This is a genomic window from Brevundimonas terrae (genome assembly GCF_011761985.1).
GTDB classification, from domain to species: Bacteria; Pseudomonadota; Alphaproteobacteria; order Caulobacterales; family Caulobacteraceae; genus Brevundimonas; species Brevundimonas terrae.
Genome location: NZ_JAASQT010000001.1, coordinates 520,238 through 537,422 on the forward strand (window position 1 = coordinate 520,238; position 17,185 = coordinate 537,422).

At 62.6% G+C, this 17,185-nt stretch carries 17 protein-coding genes; 11 read left to right on the forward strand and 6 right to left on the reverse strand.

Annotation, left to right across the window (positions count from 1 at the left end; genetic code table 11):
* The first annotated feature begins 105 nt into the window (after positions 1-105).
* Positions 106-1,263 (forward strand): aminotransferase class V-fold PLP-dependent enzyme, encoded by a 1,158-nt coding sequence (locus FHS64_RS02525; RefSeq protein WP_167175164.1) that lies wholly within the window; start codon positions 106-108, stop codon positions 1,261-1,263.
* On the opposite strand, the gene FHS64_RS02530 is transcribed toward FHS64_RS02525, so the two are convergent.
* The 3 genes from FHS64_RS02530 to FHS64_RS02540 are packed head-to-tail and all read right to left on the reverse strand — an operon-like array spanning position 1,260 to position 3,644.
* Complete coding sequence (locus FHS64_RS02530; protein WP_167175167.1) at positions 1,260-2,243, reverse strand: hypothetical protein; 984 nt, start codon at positions 2,241-2,243, stop codon at positions 1,260-1,262. The genes FHS64_RS02525 and FHS64_RS02530 overlap by 4 nt on opposite strands.
* Positions 2,233-3,150, reverse strand: a complete 918-nt coding sequence (locus tag FHS64_RS02535) for an alpha/beta fold hydrolase (protein ID WP_243862681.1) — start codon at positions 3,148-3,150, stop codon at positions 2,233-2,235. Before FHS64_RS02535 ends, FHS64_RS02530 begins: the two co-directional genes overlap by 11 nt.
* The gene (locus tag FHS64_RS02540; protein ID WP_167175170.1) at positions 3,147-3,644 is read right to left on the reverse strand and encodes a Fur family transcriptional regulator; all 498 of its coding nucleotides are present in this window, start codon (positions 3,642-3,644) and stop codon (positions 3,147-3,149) included. Before FHS64_RS02540 ends, FHS64_RS02535 begins: the two co-directional genes overlap by 4 nt.
* 162 nt (positions 3,645-3,806) lie before the next feature.
* On the opposite strand from FHS64_RS02540, the gene FHS64_RS02545 reads away from it, so the two are divergent.
* Positions 3,807-4,586 (forward strand): SapC family protein, encoded by a 780-nt coding sequence (locus FHS64_RS02545; protein WP_167175173.1) that lies wholly within the window; start codon positions 3,807-3,809, stop codon positions 4,584-4,586.
* 70 nt (positions 4,587-4,656) lie between these two features.
* Here the strand turns inward: FHS64_RS02545 and FHS64_RS02550 are convergent, their stop codons facing one another.
* Both FHS64_RS02550 and phyR read right to left on the reverse strand, forming a co-directional pair.
* A complete protein-coding gene (locus tag FHS64_RS02550) occupies positions 4,657-5,067 on the reverse strand; it encodes an acyl dehydratase (protein WP_167176243.1) in 411 nt (136 codons plus the stop codon).
* Positions 5,068-5,336: 269 nt separating this feature from the next.
* The gene (gene phyR, locus FHS64_RS02555) at positions 5,337-6,131 is read right to left on the reverse strand and encodes an anti-anti sigma factor/receiver protein PhyR (RefSeq protein ID WP_167175176.1); all 795 of its coding nucleotides are present in this window, start codon (positions 6,129-6,131) and stop codon (positions 5,337-5,339) included.
* A 220-nt stretch (positions 6,132-6,351) separates the two neighbouring features.
* Here phyR and nepR point away from each other — a divergent pair, with 220 nt between their 5' ends.
* From nepR to FHS64_RS02600, 9 genes are all read left to right on the forward strand, one after another.
* Positions 6,352-6,549 carry an anti-sigma T factor NepR gene (gene nepR, locus FHS64_RS02560; RefSeq protein ID WP_167175180.1) on the forward strand — a complete coding sequence of 66 codons (198 nt, stop codon included), beginning with the start codon at positions 6,352-6,354 and terminating at the stop codon, positions 6,547-6,549.
* The gene (locus tag FHS64_RS02565) at positions 6,546-7,154 is read left to right on the forward strand and encodes a sigma-70 family RNA polymerase sigma factor (protein WP_167175182.1); all 609 of its coding nucleotides are present in this window, start codon (positions 6,546-6,548) and stop codon (positions 7,152-7,154) included. Before nepR ends, FHS64_RS02565 begins: the two co-directional genes overlap by 4 nt.
* A 4-nt stretch (positions 7,155-7,158) precedes the next feature.
* Positions 7,159-8,898 carry a sensor histidine kinase PhyK gene (gene phyK / locus FHS64_RS02570; RefSeq protein ID WP_167175185.1) on the forward strand — a complete coding sequence of 580 codons (1,740 nt, stop codon included), beginning with the start codon at positions 7,159-7,161 and terminating at the stop codon, positions 8,896-8,898.
* A gap of 59 nt (positions 8,899-8,957) precedes the next feature.
* Entirely contained in the window at positions 8,958-9,095 is a 138-nt protein-coding gene (locus tag FHS64_RS02575; protein ID WP_167175189.1) for an entericidin A/B family lipoprotein, read from the forward strand.
* A gap of 131 nt (positions 9,096-9,226) precedes the next feature.
* The gene (gene obgE / locus FHS64_RS02580; protein ID WP_167175192.1) at positions 9,227-10,294 is read left to right on the forward strand and encodes a GTPase ObgE; all 1,068 of its coding nucleotides are present in this window, start codon (positions 9,227-9,229) and stop codon (positions 10,292-10,294) included.
* A gap of 105 nt (positions 10,295-10,399) precedes the next feature.
* The gene (gene polA / locus FHS64_RS02585; protein ID WP_167175195.1) at positions 10,400-13,327 is read left to right on the forward strand and encodes a DNA polymerase I; all 2,928 of its coding nucleotides are present in this window, start codon (positions 10,400-10,402) and stop codon (positions 13,325-13,327) included.
* 24 nt (positions 13,328-13,351) lie between these two features.
* The gene (locus FHS64_RS02590; protein ID WP_167175198.1) at positions 13,352-13,666 is read left to right on the forward strand and encodes a GNAT family N-acetyltransferase; all 315 of its coding nucleotides are present in this window, start codon (positions 13,352-13,354) and stop codon (positions 13,664-13,666) included.
* A gap of 58 nt (positions 13,667-13,724) precedes the next feature.
* Positions 13,725-14,948 carry a BaiN/RdsA family NAD(P)/FAD-dependent oxidoreductase gene (locus FHS64_RS02595; protein WP_167175201.1) on the forward strand — a complete coding sequence of 408 codons (1,224 nt, stop codon included), beginning with the start codon at positions 13,725-13,727 and terminating at the stop codon, positions 14,946-14,948.
* 134 nt (positions 14,949-15,082) lie between these two features.
* The gene (locus FHS64_RS02600; RefSeq protein WP_167175204.1) at positions 15,083-15,424 is read left to right on the forward strand and encodes a TFIIB-type zinc ribbon-containing protein; all 342 of its coding nucleotides are present in this window, start codon (positions 15,083-15,085) and stop codon (positions 15,422-15,424) included.
* 21 nt (positions 15,425-15,445) lie between these two features.
* Here FHS64_RS02600 and FHS64_RS02605 read toward each other — a convergent pair whose 3' ends face one another.
* Entirely contained in the window at positions 15,446-17,158 is a 1,713-nt protein-coding gene (locus FHS64_RS02605) for a hypothetical protein (RefSeq protein ID WP_167175206.1), read from the reverse strand.
* Positions 17,159-17,185: the final 27 nt, after the last annotated feature.

Sequence of the window (17,185 nt, forward strand, 5' to 3'; positions counted from 1 at the left end):
CGCGACGCGGTCGCTCGCTGCTTGAGCGGTAAAAATCAGGGGTGGGGGCTACGGCCCTCGCCCCTTTTTTATTGGGTGAACAGCAGAACACGCTAAGGTGCGTGCATGCTAAAACACCGTTTTACCCGCGCCTTGTCGTTGTCTCCCGAGCGTCTGCATTTTGCGGCGCACAGCCACCATCTGTGGCCGGATGTCTCCTATGAGGCGCAAGGGCTGGCTTGGGACGATGCCAACCGCCATGCGGACCGCAAGTGGGACCTGATCTTCGGTGAGGTCATTCCCGCGGCCCAAGGCCATGTGGCGCGTCTGCTGGGGCTGCCCGATGCCAACAGCATCGTCTTTGCGCCCAATACCCATGACCTGTTGCTGCGTATCGTTTCGGCGGTTGAGAAGCCGACTGTCCGTATACTGACGACTGATGCGGAGTTCCATTCGTTCCGGCGCCAGAGCCAGCGCTGGGAAGAGACAGGCGCGGCGGAACTGACCACCGTGCCGATCGAACCCTTCGACAGTTTCGAAGCCCGTTTTCTGGCCGAGGCGCAAAAGGGCGGCCATGATCTGATCTTTGTCAGTCAGGTATTTTTCCGCACCGGAACCTTGGCCGGAAACCTTGAGCCGCTGGCGGCCCTGTCGCGTCCCGAGGGGCCGTGGGTGGTGATTGACGGCTATCACGGCTTTATGGCCACGCCGACCGATCTGTCGGGCATCCATGACCGCGTGTTTTATCTGGCCGGCGGTTATAAATACGCCATGGCGGGTGAAGGGGCGTGTTTCCTGCATGCGCCCGATGGCTATGGTCCGCGCCCTGTTGTGACCGGATGGTTTGCCGAGTTCGGCGATCTGGAAGGACCGGCGGGCGGTGTCGGCTATCGCACCGATGGCGGGCGGTTCTGGGGGGCGACCTTCGATGTCAGCGCCCTTTACCGCTTCAATGCCGTGCAGGACATGCTGGCCGCCGAAGGGATCGCGATTGCCGATATGGCCGAACATTCGCGCCGGTTGCAGCAGCAATTCCAGAGCGCGATTCAGGCCTCGGACAAGGGACTACTGGCGGCGGCTCGCTGGCTCAATCCGGTGGTTGGCGAACAGGCCCGTGCGCGTTTTCTGGCGCTCAAACACCCCGAAGCCGCGACCATTCGCGACCGTTTACTGGAGGCGCATATCGTCACCGATGTCCGTGACGATGTGATCCGGTTCGGCTTTGGTCCCTATCAGGACGAAGCGGACGTGGAGCGCCTGATCGCTGCCTGCCTGTCGGTTTAGTAGAACAGGCTTTCGGCGTCTTTTTCGGCCTTGGGGGCCGCCGTGTTCACGTCTGTGCGCGGGGCCCTTGCAGGACGCGCAGGGCGGCTGGCCGGACGCGGTGCAGCCTTTTGCGGTGACGGTGCTACGGGCGCTGCATCCCCCGGCAGAACAGGCGCAGGGCGGGTGTGCGTTTCGGACACCTCGCCATAAGGATGGGTCGCGGAAGGCTCCGGGGCAGGCATATCGCCCAGACGCGGATAGGAATCTGTGGTTTCAGCCTCAGCCGTAGCAGGCGCTGTGCGTATTGGCGCAGGGGGAGTGGGCACAGCAACCACCGGTGCGGAAGCCCCCTTCAGGCCCAGCGCAAGACGGGCTTCGGCGACCGCTTTGGGCGTATGGCAATAACACACGGCCAATTGCCCCGCCCCGTCGCGCCAGATCACCAGCGGCCAGCGGTTGTCATCAGCCGGACGGCTCAGCCGCTGTAAGACCGAACGGCGCAAACCCGCCGCCTCGGCCAGAGTCGCCATGCGTGTTTCTGATGACGACACAGGCTCTATGCCCACCGCGGTCCAGTGTTCGGCCCGCATCGACAGCCACTGGCGCAAAAGGCCGATATCGCGCCCCTGCCAGAGCTGGACCACCGTGGCCTCCTCGCTGGCCCCGCCGTGGCCGGACGGCACGATGATGGCGCGAACCTCGCGGCCATGGGTGGCCAGTTCGGCGGCGTCCGCGCCCAGCCATTGTTCCAGCGCCGTCGCCGCGCGCGGCGAAATAATCGTGACGGGGCGCTCGCCCGCATTGAGGCGGATCGCAGGGGCCGAGGCCAGCAGGGTTTCAAGCGCCGGATCATCGCGGACCACGCGCACGGCGCGGTCCTTCTGGGTCACGGTCCACCAGATGACAATCATCAGGCCCGCCACCACCAGCCCCAGCCCGATGCCTGCGGCCAAGGCTGCGGCGGTGCGGTTCGACAGGTAGGGACGGCTAGGCGGCAAGGTCCGACAAGACCTCGCGCACCACCTGCGGATGGGTCATCGGAAACAGGTGGCCTGCACCTGTCACCGTATGGATCGAAACTTGATGGCCCGCCGATGGCTTGTTCAGCGCACACAGGCTGCCGGTTTCGGCCTTTAGGAGTTGGACCGGCCCGTCATACTGGCGCAGCGCCCGCCACGGATTATGCGCCTGTGCGGCATAGTTGGAGGCCTCCCATTCGGGACTACAGGCCAGTCGCAGACCCTTGCCATCCTCGATTGGGCCATTCTCGATCAGGCCATCGGCCAGATAGTCGCGCAGCACCGCGTCGGGCCAGCCCTTGAAGGCCCCGCGTCCCTGCCACGAGGTGAAGGCCTGTTCGCGGCTGTCGAAGTGTGCGCGTCGGCGCAAGGTCGATTGCACAATCGGGGCGCGCCGCGACAAGCTATTGAGCAACGGGGTGTTGAACACCGCCATGGTCGCAAATGACCAGATCACCGGATCGAGCAGGATCAGGCGCGAGACCTGGTGTGGTACCTTGGCGGCGGCCAGCAGGCTGGATGTGCCGCCGATGGAATGGCCGCACAGGGCGACGGGCGGACCGTCGATGGTTTCCAGCAGCGAGATCAGGTCGTCGCGATGGTCATGCCAGTTTTGGCGTCCCTGCACCTTGGCCGGCAGGGTTGTGTGTCCGTGACCGCGCAGGTCCACCGCCCAGATACGCAAACGCCCCGCCAGTCCCGACAGAAGCTGGCGATAGGTATAGGCATTGAAACCGTTGGCATGGACAAAGACCAGATCAACCGGACGCTCGGCTGGGCCGAAATCCAGCACGGCCATCCGGCCTTCGCCAAAACGGTTGCGGACCGGAACAGACAGACGGCGCGGCGGGATGGCCATGGTGCCATCAAGACTGCCGTCCATCATGCGGCATCCCGGCACTGGGCGCATTTGCCGTGGCCCTCGATCGTGGTGCGCTCGATGTTATAGCCGACCCGCGAGGCGGCACCGGCCAGCCCCAGATCACTGAGCGGCACAGACACCTCGGCGGTCGAGCCGCAGCAGTCGCAGATCAGAAACGCCGCCGCATGGGCCTGTACCTCGTCCTTGTGGACCGAGCAGGCGACATAGGCGCTGATGGACGCGATCCGGTGGACCACGCCCCAGCGTTCGAGAAATTCCAGTGCGCGATAAACGGTCGGCGGCTTGGCCGCTTCGCCGTTCACACCATAGCGGGCAATCAGGTCATAGGCCTTGACCGGCTCGCCCGCTGTCAGCAGCAATTCGAGGACGCGGCGGCGCGGAGCCGTCATGCGTTCGCCCTGCGCGACGCAGGAAGCCTCGAAGCTGGCGAGAATACGCGCAACCTCGGTCTCGCCGCGTGCGTGGCCGTCGTGATCGTGTTGGCAAGCCTTGGTCATGGCCTAGAGCTAAGGTTTCCCGTCGCTTGTCGCAACCACATTGGGCATCAGGACTGGCAGACGGCTGCAAAACGTGGTTCACAAAGGTCCGTACCGCGTTTGCCGTTAGACATACTATGGGCTAGAACGCGCCTCCTTTCTGTCCAGAACACCAGAAGTTTTATGACCGACACGACTGCACAAAACGCCGGCGGCCTCTCCGGTAACGTACTTTTCTATTCGCAACCGGAACCGCTGTCGATCGAGGCGCACGGCAAGCTGGGCGTCAAGGTTGTCGACAAGCCGTACGCTTTCATCGGCCAGACCAATATTGTGCCGCTGACCGTGACCGAGTTCGCACCGGCCGCCCTGTCCTATCCGGTGATCTTCGTCGGCGACAGCAAGCAACCGGTCGTTGCCATGGGCCTGAACGCCAATGACAACCTGTTCGTGACCGACGGCGAGTTCCGTTCGGACGCCTATATTCCGGCCTATGCCCGTCGCTATCCGTTCGTCTACGCCAATGACGACGCGCAACAGCGCATGATCCTGTGCATCGACCGCGCTGCACCCTACTTCGTCGAAGGCGGCGACACCCCGCTGTTCGAAGGCACCGAGCCGAGCGCCTACGTCAAGAACGCGATGGAGTTCTGCAACAATTTCGAACAGGAGCGCCTGCGCACCGAGTCGTTCGTCAAGATCCTGACCGATCTGGACCTGTTCGAAGTCAAGGAAGCCAACTTCACCCCGCGCAATGCCGACGGCACGCCGGGCCAAACCCAGAAGCTGGCCGAGTATTTCGCCGTTTCGGAAGACAAGCTGAAGGCTCTGCCGGCCGACAAGCTGGTTGAACTGCGCGACAACGGCGCTCTGGGCCAGATCTATGCGCACCTCGTGTCGCTGGCTGGCTGGGATCGTCTGATCGCTCTGGCCCTGACCCGTCAGGCCGCTGCCAACGCCTGATCGGCGCTGTAAGCTAAAAGAAACGCCCCGCAGAATACTGCGGGGCGTTTTTCTTTGCCGATCGTATGGATCAGGACTGGCGGGCGACCAGCGAGCGGGTCAGGCACGAAAAGACCAGACGGCCCGCCTCGTCCAGCAGGTCCTGCTGGGCGATGACCACGCCCTTATTATCGCCGACAGGGTCCTTGCCCATAATGGTCACTCGGCCCCGCAACAGCTCTCCGGCGGGCGGATTGCGCAAGTAACGCACACCATCGACGGCCAGCATTTTGAAACCGGCCCAGCGGCTACAGGCCTCAAAAGATAATCGGCTCCACAGCGCATAGAGCATCCCGTCCGGTGCGCCATAGCTGTCATCCCAACCCGGCAGGAAACGCTCGACATAGAGGGCCAGCGATGTGCCATCCACGGCGATAACGCCGAGGGAAACGACCTGTCCCACCTCGATCTGCTCGAAATGGATGTTCAGTAGCTCGGCCATGTTTTTGATCCCCGCCGCAATATGCATTTCCACCATGCCACCCGTTCCCCCGCACAAACAAGATGTGTGCGCCCGGGCCGATGCATCAAAAAAAGGCGACCCCGCAGGGCCGCCTTAAAAGTCGCATCATCACAAAAGAGGTACATCCATAGCCCACCTCGCAAAACGAGCGGGGCCTTGCCAGAGGAGCCTTGCCAGACTGGCAGGGGCTATGCGTGAAGAACGTCGCCCTGCCGGACGGGTTCCCTCTCGTTGGGCCAGAGCAAAACTCAGCCGCGCGGTGATGGATGGAAGAACAGGGCCTGACTGATGGCCGCCTTCACCGTTTCCGGCTGGAAGGGTTTGGTGATCAGGAAGGTCGGTTCGGGGCGTTCGCCCGTCAGCAGACGCTCGGGGAAGGCGGTGATGAAGATCACCGGCACGTCCAGACTTTGCAGGATTTCCTTCACCGCATCGATGCCCGAAGAGCCATCGGCCAGCTGGATGTCGGCCAGAACCAGACCCGGACGTTTTTGGCGCACCGCCTCGACCGCCTCGGTATGGGTGGCGGCCGTGCCGGTGACGCGGTGGCCAAGTTCACGCACCAGACTTTCGATGTCGGCGGCGATGATGGCCTCGTCCTCGATAATCAGCACATCCGTGGCCAGTTCGGCATCGATATCGGTCTGGGCCTGAGCCACCAGTCGCTCGACCGCCGAAATATCGACATCCAGAATCTGCGCCGTTTCGGACGGGGTGAACCCTTCCAGCGAGGTCAGCAAGAAGGCCTGACGCGAGGCCGGCGAAATCTTCATCAGGCGGCGCGAGGCATTATCCTCGGCCGCATTGCCCGATGCACTGCCGTGATCTTCGAGCTGTGCGCCGCTGGAAGACCAGATGGCGTGGAAAATATGATACAGAGCCACCCGCGGTGTCATATCCGCCGGTAGCTGACGTTCCCCCGCAGCCAGAGCTTCAAGGGCCACGCGTACATAGTGGTCGCCGGTTGCCTGATCACCCGTCAGGGCCCGCGCAAAACGCCGCACATACGGAAGGTGAGGCGCTAATCTAGCCAAAAGGCTCATACCTATAATCCCCGATGTCTGAAGCAGACCGATTACCGGCGCTACCCCCCAGACCATAAGACAGAAAGGTTAAACGGAGAACCTTGGCCGCAGTTCCGTGTTTTACCACCCGTTTTACAATTTTCAGCTAAGCTGTCGGAACGGTAAAGCCTGTCAAGGCGTTTAGCATGCAGCGTGTCCGGGAAGAGGTCTGCCGGACAGGGGGACGGTCCAAGAGTTAATGACTGAAAAATCTCAACGAGTTCATGATACTAACGATATTGACGACGTAGATCTCGATGAAGCGAGACTGCGACAGCAAGCCATTGGCGTGAAGCTGAGACATCTGTTCGACGAGATCGTAAACGAACCGGTGCCGGATGAGTTTCTGTCCATCCTGAGGCGCGCAGATCAACGAGAAAACAAAGGTGGGGCATGAGTTCAACCGGAGCGGCACCCAAGCCGCCGTCAGCGGATGACAATGCCTTCAAGAAAGAACTTGTGGGCCTCATCCCTCACATACGGGCCTTCGCGCGCACCCTGACGGGTGACCCGACGGCCGCCGACGATCTGGCTCAAGAAGCCATGATGAAGGCATGGGATGCGCGTGCCTCATACCAGATGGGCACCAATATGAAGGCCTGGACCTTCATGATCCTGCGCAACCAGTTCTATTCGGAAAAGCGCCGCTCGTGGCGCTCGACCCAACTGGATCAGGAAGCCGCCGAACGCACCCTGATCGCGGTCGATGATCCCGAAGCGCCTGTGGCGCTGGACGAACTGCGTATGGCCCTGAAAACCCTGCCCGAAGAGCAGCGCGAAGCCCTGATCCTCGTCGGTGCCGGCGGTTTTGCCTATGAAGAGGCGGCTGAAATCTGCCAGTGCGCCGTCGGGACAGTCAAAAGCCGCGTGTCGCGGGCCCGAAAGGCCCTGCTGGCCGCACTTGAACGCGGCGGTTATGAACGCGACGGCAAGGCCGCCGGTGATGCCATGCGCTCTATTCTCGCCGATGCCGATCGGTTGAGCAGTCCCTTGCGGAACTGAGCCCATGCCGCCGCTATTGCGGAAATGGCTGGGACGTCGCCAGAGGCGTGTTGAGGGTATTCGTGCGCGTCTGGGCTTTTCGATGGCCCTGTCGTTGCTGCCCTTTATCCTACTGGGGCTGATACAGGTCCGGGGCGAGTACCAACAGCAGACCACCGACCTGAAGGCCGACCTGCAATTGGCCGCCGAGCGCAGTGTGCGCGAAGCCGAAAGCGCCTTTAATCGCGCCGGCATATTGCTGAGCATTATTGCCCCCGAAGGTCAGGCCTTTGACTGTAATGCGCGCCTGAACGGGCTGGTGAACCGTATCGGCGAGGTCGAGGCGCTGTACCGCTTCGGCACCGATGGCACGGTGTTGTGTGCCTCGCACGAAAAAGAGGTCGCCCGTTTTGGCGACGTGCGTGACAGCGACTGGTTCAAAGCGCTGGCACAGGGCCGCAGCACCTCGCATATCTTTTTGCAAACCGATGCCGAGGGCAGCCAACTGGCCCTTGCCTATCGGGCCACACGACCGCTGGGGGGTTTTGACGGCGTACTCGTGGCTGTCATTCCGACCAGCATTTTCAGTTTGTCCACGCAGGACATACCGCTTCCGCCCGATACCCAGACCGGCCTGTTTGACGATCAGGGCCGTGCCCTCACCCCGATCAAAGGCCTGACCTTTGGCCAGAGCTTCCCCCCTCTGAAAAACTGGCTGAAACCCCACAGTCATGAGGCCGGTGCTGTCTTGCGCGCCAAAGGGGCCGACGGGGTGAACCGCCTCTATGCCGCCGCCAAGCTGGAAAACCAGAATGTCTATGCGGTGATCTCGGCCCCCGCAGCCTCGCCGTGGTTCTGGGCCCAGACCAACCCGATCCGCTTCCTGATGCTGCCGCTGGCGGCGTGGCTGACGGCGTTTGCGGCGGCCATGCTGGCGTCGGAGCGTATTGTCATCCGCTGGCTGGACTATCTGGACCGGATTGCCGCCATCTATGCGCGCGGTCGCTATACGATCCGCCCCGTTCAGGCCGAAAATGCGCCGCTGGAAATCCGCCATCTGGCGCGCACCATGGACGAACTGGCCGAGAATATTACCCGGCGCGATGCGGCCCTGACCGAGGCCCTGCACGAAAAAGATGCCCTGCTGCGCGAAATCCACCACCGCGTGAAGAACAATCTGCAGATCATCTCGTCGCTGTTGTCGATGCAGCAAAGGGTTGTCGAAGACCCCGCCGCACGGGCGGCTCTGGGCGATACGCGCCAGCGAATCTCGGCCCTGGCCCTGATTTACCGCACGCTCTATCAGGGCGAGGATGTGCGCCATGCCGATGCCGAGGTATTCCTGACCGAGTTGGTCGGGCATCTGGTGGCGTCGGAATCCCTGCGTGGCCCGCTGGTAAAAAGCTCCATCGAGGCCGACCCGCTCAGCATCGATCCCGAAAAACTGGCCCCGATGGCGCTCTGGCTGGTCGAGGCGGTTTCCAATGCCCAGAAGCACGCCTTTGCCGGTCGCGGCGGCGAACTCAAGGTCCGCTTCAAGGTCAATGGCAAGACCAGCACACTGGAGGTCGAGGACGACGGCCCCGGCATGAATGATGTGACATCCGGTGTCGGCGTGACCCTGATGACGGCCTTTGCCAAACAGCTTCGCGGGACGGCCACCACCCGCAAGGCGGATTCTGGCGGCACGATTGCCAGCCTTGTCTTTGAAACACCGGCCTCGCCAGAAACTGCCGTTCCATCACGATCGGAACAAGACCTGTAGGCCTTGCGTTCTATCCTTGAGGCAAACGCCCCCACATTCATGTTTCAAGGAAGCTTTCCATGCGCAAACTTATGGTCCTCGCAGTCATTGCCGCCGCCCTGACCACAGCCGCCTGCAACACGGTTGCCGGTGTCGGTCGTGACGCACAAGCTGCCGGTTCTGCGGTCGAAGATGCCGCGCGCGACGGCAAAAACTAATCACGGGCAACCGCTGTAAAGGGGCTCTTTCCTGCCGGAAGGGGCTCCTTTTTGCTGCACCAAAGACACGATTGGCGAGCTTGAGCGCCTGTGACCTGTAAAAAGCCACGGAGTTCAGCCATAAGGCACACATGAAGTTCCTCGATCAGGCCAAGATTTACATCCGCTCCGGTAACGGCGGCGCAGGCTCCGTGTCGTTCCGACGCGAGAAATTTATTCCCAATGGCGGTCCCGACGGCGGTGACGGCGGCAAGGGTGGCGACATCTGGGTCGAGGCCGCTGACGGCCTGAACACCCTGATCGACTATCGCTACCAGCAGCATTTCAAAGCCCAGACCGGCCATCACGGTCAGGGTCGCCAGATGCACGGCGGCAAGGGCGAGGATATCGTCCTGCGCGTTCCGGTCGGCACACAGGTGCTGGACGAGGACAAGGAGACCGTGCTGCTGGACATGGATCGCGCCGGAAAGCGCGTGAAACTGCTGGCAGGCGGTAATGGCGGCTGGGGTAATACCCGCTTTAAAGGGCCGGTCAACCAGGCCCCGACCCACGCCAATCCCGGTCAGGAAGGTCAGGAACGCTGGATCTGGCTGCGCCTGAAGCTGATTGCCGATATCGGTCTGGCGGGTCTGCCCAATGCGGGCAAGTCCACCTTCCTGTCGGCGGTTTCTGCGGCCAAGCCCAAGGTGGCGGACTATCCGTTTACGACGCTGGTGCCGAACCTTGGCGTGGTGGATCTGTCATCGACCGAACGCTTCGTCATTGCCGATATTCCCGGCCTGATCGAAGGGGCCAGCGAAGGCGCGGGCCTTGGCACGCGCTTCCTAGGCCACGTCGAGCGCTCGGCCAGCCTGATCCATCTGATCGATGGCACGCAGGACGATGTGGTGGATGCCTATCGTATCATCCGTGGCGAGCTGGAAGCCTATGGCGACGGTCTGGCGGAAAAGGCCGAGATTTTGGCCCTGAACAAGATCGACTCGCTGTCGGAAGAAGAGCGCATCGAGAAGGCCGATGCCCTTGAGGCCGCCGCCGGTCGTCGTCCGATGCTGGTGTCGGGTGTTTCGGGTGAAGGCGTGACCGAGTTGCTGCGCGCCGCCTATGCCGAGGTGCGCAAACTGCGTGGTGATCGCCATGTGGTGGCCGAGGAGGAAGACGATACCGTCTTTGAAACCCCCGGTGGCTGGTCGCCGATGTAAGCGCATCGCGTCTATGCAAGCTTTTCAAACCCCGTTCCGCCAAAAGCGGGACGGGGTTTGTTTTGACCGGATGACGCCGCCTCAAAGCGCGCCTATGTTCGCCCCATGACCGAAGCGCCCCACGACACCCCCGCCGCAACCGACGCCCCCGCCACGGACAAGCCCGTGCGGCTGTGGATGATCGATGCCTCGGCCTATATTTTCCGCGCCTATCACGCCCTGCCGCCGCTGACACGCAAGTCGGACGGCCTGCCCGTGGGGGCGGTTCAAGGCTATTGCAACATGCTGTGGAAGCTGTTGCAGGACACCAAGAGCGCCGATGGCCCGACCCATCTGGTCGCCGTGTTCGACCATTCGGAAAAGACCTTCCGCAACACGCTGTACGACCAGTACAAGGCCAACCGCCCGCCTGCGCCCGAAGATCTGGTGCCGCAATTCCCGCTGGTGCGCGAGGCCACCAAGGCCTTTGGCGTGGCCGGTGTCGAACTGCCCGGTTTCGAGGCCGACGACCTGATCGCCACCTATGCCTGCAAGGTGCGCGATGCCGGTGGCGAGGTCGTGATCGTGTCGTCCGACAAGGACCTGATGCAGCTGATCGGTGACGGCGTGGTCATGTATGATCCGATGAAGGATCGCGTGCTGGCCGAAGACGCCGTGATGGAAAAGTTCGGCGTCGCGCCCGACCGCGTGGTCGATGTGCAGGCCCTGATCGGCGACAGTGTCGATAACGTCCCCGGTGCGCCCGGTATCGGCCCCAAGACGGCCGCCCAGTTGATCGGTGAATATGGCGACCTCGATACGCTGCTGGAACGCGCGGGCGAGATCAAACAGCCCAAGCGCCGCGAAACACTGATCAATTTCGCCGATCAAATCCGCATGTCGCGCGAACTGGTCAAGCTGACCTGTGATGCACCTGCGCCGGAACCGGTTTCGGACTTTGCTTTGCGTGATCCCGACCCTGCGGTGCTGGGTGAGTTCCTCGAGATGATGGAGTTCCGCACGCTGGCGCGTCGCGTGGGTGACGGTAAGGCGACCGCCAACGGCACCTCGGCCTTTGCGCCCAAGCGCGCCGCGCCGATGGGCGCGCCGGTTGCCACGCCGCGCTATGGCGGGACCGACACCCCTGCCCCCGTTTCCGGCCCGCAGAGTTTTGATCGCAGCATCTATGAGTGCGTGACGACCTTGGAGGCACTGGACCAATGGATTGCCCGCGCCAAGGCCACGGGCGTGGTCGGGTTCGATACCGAAACGGACGCCCTGTCGGCCACCCATAGCGGTCTGGTCGGCCTGTCGCTGGCGGTGGGTCCCAATCAGGCCTGCTATGTGCCGCTGGCCCATGAAAACATGCCGGAGGCCGGATCGGGCGGTCTGGACTTTGGCGGTGGCCTCGATTTCGGCGGTGGAGCCGATGCGGCGCCGCAACAGGTTGCGCTAGCCGAGGCCCTGCCGCGCCTGAAGGCCTTGCTGGAAGACCCAAGCGTTCTGAAGGTGATGCAGAACGGCAAATACGACATGGCCGTCATGCGCCGTCAGGGCATCGAGATTACCCCGCACGACGACACCATGCTGATCTCCTATGTGCTGGGCGGCGGTCTGCACGCGCACGGCATGGACGAGCAGGCGCGTCGTCATTTCGACCACGAACCGATCCCGTTCAAACAGGTGACCGGCACCGGCAAGAGCGCCAAGTCGTTCAAGCATGTCGAACTGGCCCCCGCGACCGAATATGCCGCCGAGGACGCCGATGTGACCTTGCGGCTGTGGCAGCTTCTGAAACCGCAATTGGCCGAACAGGGCCTGCTCAATGTCTATGAGACGCTGGAACGCCCGATGCCGTCGGTTCTGGCCGATATGGAACTGGCCGGTATCCGCATTGATCCGAACCTGTTGCGTCGCCTGTCCTCAAGCTTTGGTCTGCGGATGGACGAGCTGGAAAAGAAGGCCCACGAGATTGCGGGTCGCCCGTTCAATATCGCCAGCCCCAAACAGATCGGCGAGATCCTGTTTGGTGAGATGAACCTGCCCGGCGGCAAGAAGACCGCCTCCGGCCAATGGGGCACCGATGCCTCGGTGCTGGAAGACCTCGCCCTGACGCATGACCTGCCGCGCGCCATCCTCGACTGGCGCCAGTTGGCCAAGCTGAAGAGTACCTATACGGACGCCCTGCTGGAGGCGATGGACCCCAAGACCGAGCGCGTTCACACCTCCTATCAGTTGGCGGCGGCCTCGACGGGGCGTCTGGCCTCCAGTGATCCGAACCTTCAGAACATCCCGATCCGCACCGAAACGGGGCGCGAAATCCGTCAGGCCTTTATCGCGCGTGACGGCCATGTGCTGATCTCTGCCGACTACAGCCAGATCGAGCTGCGCCTGCTGGCCCATATCGGCGACATTCCCGAGCTGAAGCGTGCCTTTAAGGCGGGGCTGGATATTCACGCGGCCACCGCATCGGAAATGTTCGGTGTGCCGGTAGAGGGCATGCCATCCGAGACGCGCCGCCGCGCCAAGGCGATCAATTTCGGCATCGTCTATGGCATTTCGGCCTTTGGTCTGGCCAACCAGCTGGGCATCGAGCAGGGCGAGGCCGCGGCCTATATCCGCACCTATTTCGAACGCTTCCCCGGCATCCGCGACTATATGGACCGCATCAAGGAGACGGTGAAACGCGACGGCTATGTCTCGACAATCTTCGGTCGCCGCATCCATATTCCGGCCATCCATTCCAAGTCGGGGGCCGAGCGCCAGTTCGGCGAGCGGGCCGCCATCAACGCGCCCATCCAAGGGGCCGCCGCCGACATCATCCGCCGCGCCATGATCCGTATGCCCGATGCCCTGAAGGATGCGGGTCTGCAAACCCGCATGCTTTTACAGGTCCACGATGAACTGGTGTTTGAAGCACCGGAAGCCGAGGCCGAGCGCGCCCTGAAGATCATCAAGTCGGTGATGGAAAAGGCCGCTGAACCTGTCGTCGCCCTCAGCGTTCCCATCGAAGTCGAAGCCAAGGCCGCCGCCAACTGGGATCAGGCGCACTGATCCCCTCCCCTCAAAGGAACACCCATGTCGCTTGATCCCGAAATCAAAGACCTCGAAGCCGAGCGTCGTTACGAACTGCATGTCGATGGGCATGTGGCCTATGTGGAATACAACAATGTCGAAGGGGGCCGTCTGGTCTCCAAGACGCTGGTTCCGGAAGAGCTGGGTGGTCGAGGTATTGCCTCGCGTCTGGCCAAGCATGTGTTGCAGGACATCCGCGACAAGGGTTTGAAAATCCTGCCGACCTGCACCTTCTTTGCCGGTTACATCCAGAAGCACCCCGAGGAATATGGTGATCTGGTGCAGGACGGCTACAAGATCGTTCTGGGCCTGAAATAGGCCGGACCCCCTAAAGGGCGGGGTTCGTTTTTGCGCCCCGTCCTGCTAGGGCCTGCTGATGAAACTCCAGACCCTTGATGTCCTGATTGTCGGAGCCGGTGCTGCCGGCATGATGTGCGCGATCGAAGCGGGCAAGCGCGGACGCCGCGTGCGCGTGATTGACCATGCGCGCGCGCCCGGTGAAAAGATCCGCATCTCGGGCGGCGGGCGTTGCAACTTCACCAATACGGGCATCCATCCGGCGGCTTATCTGGGTGAAAATTCGCGCTTTGCCCTGTCGGCACTGAAGCGGTTTACGCAGCACGACTTCATCAAGATGGTCGAGCGCCACCGCATCGCCTATCACGAAAAGACCCTTGGCCAGTTGTTCTGTGACGACAGCGCCAAGGACATTATCAAGATGCTGACCGACGAGATGGCGCGTGCTGGGGTTACCCTGTCTCTAAACCTCGGGGTCAAATCCCTAAGCCATGACGGCAGTCTCTATACGGTCGATCTGGATGATGGATCGCGCGTTCAGGCCACCTCTGTGGTGATCGCCACGGGTGCCAAGTCGATCCCGAAAATGGGGGCCACAGGCTGGGCCTATGATGTGGCCAAACAGTTCGGCTTGCGTGTGACCGATACCCGTCCGGGCTTGGTGCCGCTGACGTTTGAGCCGACCCTGCTGGAAAGCCTGAAGCCGCTGGCGGGGGTGTCGCTGGATGCTGTGGTGCGCCACAAAGTCCCCAAGGATGCCGATCCCAAGCGGCCCGCCAAGCCGACCGAGTTCCGCGAGGGGATGCTGTTTACCCACCGTGGTCTTTCCGGCCCGTCGATCCTGCAGATCAGTTCCTATTGGCGCGAGGGCGAGGCCATCACTGTGGACATGGCCCCCGACAAGGATGTGGCGGCCCTGCTGCTGGAAGCCAAGAACGAGAACGGCAAGCAGATGGTACATACGGCGCTGGGCCATATTGTGCCGCGCCGACTGGCCGAGGTGCTGTGCGAGCGGGCGGGCCTGAAGGGCAAGCTGGCCGAACAGGGCGACAAGAAGCTGCGCCTGCTGGCCGAAAGCGCGAATGCGTGGAGCGTGAAGCCGGTCGGGTCCGAAGGGTATCGCACCGCCGAAGTGACCGTGGGCGGCGTGGATACGATGCAGCTGGACCAGCAGACCATGGAGGCCAAGACGGTCGCCGGTCTGTTCTTTATCGGCGAGGCCGTGGACATTACCGGCTGGCTGGGCGGCTATAATTTCCAGTGGGCATGGTCATCGGGCTGGGCGTGCGGCCAGCACTGCTGAATATTTTGCCTCCTGCGACATGCGGGCACGTTGCGTTGTCGCGGCAGACTTCCTAGCTCGAAAATGCGGGACGGGCCCCTCTGGTCCGGCAGGTGCCGGATGATGTCGGCCCGCAAGAAGGCGAAAGGATCACTATGCCTCTTCTGATGTGTCCCAATGACAATGCCCCCATGCAGACGCTGGATCGCAATGGCGTGCAGTTCGACATGTGCCCGACCTGTCGCGGCGTGTGGCTGGATCGCGGCGAGCTGGAAAAACTGATGGAAGGTGCGACCCAGGACGGTCGTGCCTCGGTGGCGGCCCCTGCCCCGCAAGCGCCGCCGCCACAACAACAGCACCATCAGCCGTCGCCATGGGGCCAACAGCCCCAGCAAGCGCCCTATCGCAGCCGCGAGGACGACTATCGTCGTCACAAGGAAGACGAGCGCTATTACAAAAAGAAAAAGCGCCTCGATATCTTCGACATTTTCGACTGATCCAAGAGCCGCTGGACAGGCTTAACCCGCCAGTCCGGCGGCCTTCATCATCGGCCTGAGCGACGCCAGAACCTCGGGCGAGGTCTGTAGGAACTGGCGTGTTTCGGGCAGGCGTATCAGGCGCATAGCCTCCGCGCGGGCCATCTCGTTGACCTTGCCCACCGGTGCCGCTTCTGCCGTGGCCAGCCGCAACAGTATCGTCAGTTTTTGCTGGAGCGGCGCCGAGGCCTTGGCGATCTGCGCGATCAGGCGTGTTTCCTCGGCGATCTTGGTGCCGATACGGCCAAGGGTTTCAGTGGTGTTTTCAGCACTCTTGCCCTCCAGCCCCGCCCCTTCGATAGAGCGTTGCAGACGGCGCAGGGCCATCAGGCGATGCAAGGGTGGCGGGGTGGTGGCGCAAAGCTCGGCCTCGAAACGCAGCGACAACACACAGGCCTCCAGCCAGCGGGCGGCGGCGCGTTTGCTGGCCCCGCCAGTCACATTGTCGCTGAGCCGCGCCAGACGCTCGGCCTCTTCCAGAACCGTGTGGCAACCGCGCACATAGGCGGCCACGAAATCAGCCGTTACCAGCAGGCGCGAGCGTTCGATAAAGGCGTTTTGCACCTCTTCGAGCGTCAGAAGTCGTCCTGCCGTGGCCGTCAGCGACGTGGCCAGCGCCCGCAGGATATTGATCTCGCCCTCGGCATCGCCGGGACGCAGGCGGCGCGGACTGGTCAGTTCGCGCAGCACCATCTTGGCCAGTGCCGCCGCCACTAGCGGGAACTCGCCCACGGCCAGACGCTCGCCAAGGCGGGCCGCAGGGCCCTCGACCGGCGGCACCATCATGGCCAGACGCGGATCGTGCGCCACAATCGCAGCCACCTCGCGCGGGGCCACCATCCGTACCACCGCCGCTAGCGTCGAGCCCTGATCCAGAGCCGGGCCGAACAGGTCCGGCAGGTTCCAGCTGCCCGCCAGCATCTCGCACAAAATCTGTTCGATCGGCACCATGACCATGGCGCGAAGTGCGCCTGCCTGCGGGGCCTGATCGCACAGGTCCAGCAGAGCCGACAGGCGCGCGCGCGACCCGCGCAGGCCGGTCAGCGCATGGGCAATCGTGCCGCCCATCTTGAAGGCGCGGTCGCTATCACCTTGCAGGTTTTCGGCAATTTTGGCGACCGGTATGACCGCCGGATCCATAAACTCGCCGCGCCGGCCCGCCTTGATAATCTGCTCGACCGTCTGATCCGACAGTTTTTGATAAAGGCGCAAGAGAGCGTGCAGGTCCTGACCGGTGGCCTGTGCCTCGGGGACGGCAACCTTCTGGATCGCGTGCTGGACCTCGACCCCTGCCGCGTCCAGCCGTTCGGCCAGTACCGGCGAATGTAGAAGCTCGAACGCCGTTGCCCCCTGACGGCGCAACCAGTCCTCTAGAATCGTGCCCAGACTTTCGCGGGCATGGACGGTGTAAAGTTCGGCAGGCGAGCGACAGGCGGGACCGGTGGGCGTATCGACCTTGGCTTTTTTACGCACCGGATCGGGTGCGCCGAGGCGCAGCACGCTGATGCTGGAAAACTCCATCGTGACCGGATTGAGCGTTTCCTTGGTCACCTTGACCGCCGCCGCGATCTTGTCTCGGATGATTTCTTCGGCCGTGTCGATGCTGTGCCGACGGTCCTCATGGGCCATCAGCAAAGCCCATTCTGAGTTCGCGTGCTTGCGAACGTAGATTTCGTAGTGAATGGGCCCCGCCATAGATTTCCCGCCAAGCTATCAGTCGTC

What these genes read in the sequence shown, in the direction of transcription:
- FHS64_RS02525 (WP_167175164.1), top strand. Translation starts at nt 106, where the DNA reads ATGCTAAAACACCGTTTTACCCGCGCCTTGTCGTTGTCTCCCGAGCGT.
- FHS64_RS02535 (WP_243862681.1), bottom strand. Translation starts at nt 3,150, where the DNA reads ATGATGGACGGCAGTCTTGATGGCACCATGGCCATCCCGCCGCGCCGT.
- FHS64_RS02540 (WP_167175170.1), bottom strand. Translation starts at nt 3,644, where the DNA reads ATGACCAAGGCTTGCCAACACGATCACGACGGCCACGCACGCGGCGAG.
- FHS64_RS02545 (WP_167175173.1), top strand. Translation starts at nt 3,807, where the DNA reads ATGACCGACACGACTGCACAAAACGCCGGCGGCCTCTCCGGTAACGTA.
- FHS64_RS02550 (WP_167176243.1), bottom strand. Translation starts at nt 5,067, where the DNA reads ATGGCCGAGCTACTGAACATCCATTTCGAGCAGATCGAGGTGGGACAG.
- phyR (WP_167175176.1), bottom strand. Translation starts at nt 6,131, where the DNA reads ATGAGCCTTTTGGCTAGATTAGCGCCTCACCTTCCGTATGTGCGGCGT.
- nepR (WP_167175180.1), top strand. Translation starts at nt 6,352, where the DNA reads ATGACTGAAAAATCTCAACGAGTTCATGATACTAACGATATTGACGAC.
- FHS64_RS02565 (WP_167175182.1), top strand. Translation starts at nt 6,546, where the DNA reads ATGAGTTCAACCGGAGCGGCACCCAAGCCGCCGTCAGCGGATGACAAT.
- phyK (WP_167175185.1), top strand. Translation starts at nt 7,159, where the DNA reads ATGCCGCCGCTATTGCGGAAATGGCTGGGACGTCGCCAGAGGCGTGTT.
- FHS64_RS02575 (WP_167175189.1), top strand. Translation starts at nt 8,958, where the DNA reads ATGCGCAAACTTATGGTCCTCGCAGTCATTGCCGCCGCCCTGACCACA.
- obgE (WP_167175192.1), top strand. Translation starts at nt 9,227, where the DNA reads ATGAAGTTCCTCGATCAGGCCAAGATTTACATCCGCTCCGGTAACGGC.
- polA (WP_167175195.1), top strand. Translation starts at nt 10,400, where the DNA reads ATGACCGAAGCGCCCCACGACACCCCCGCCGCAACCGACGCCCCCGCC.
- FHS64_RS02590 (WP_167175198.1), top strand. Translation starts at nt 13,352, where the DNA reads ATGTCGCTTGATCCCGAAATCAAAGACCTCGAAGCCGAGCGTCGTTAC.
- FHS64_RS02595 (WP_167175201.1), top strand. Translation starts at nt 13,725, where the DNA reads ATGAAACTCCAGACCCTTGATGTCCTGATTGTCGGAGCCGGTGCTGCC.
- FHS64_RS02600 (WP_167175204.1), top strand. Translation starts at nt 15,083, where the DNA reads ATGCCTCTTCTGATGTGTCCCAATGACAATGCCCCCATGCAGACGCTG.
- FHS64_RS02605 (WP_167175206.1), bottom strand. Translation starts at nt 17,158, where the DNA reads ATGGCGGGGCCCATTCACTACGAAATCTACGTTCGCAAGCACGCGAAC.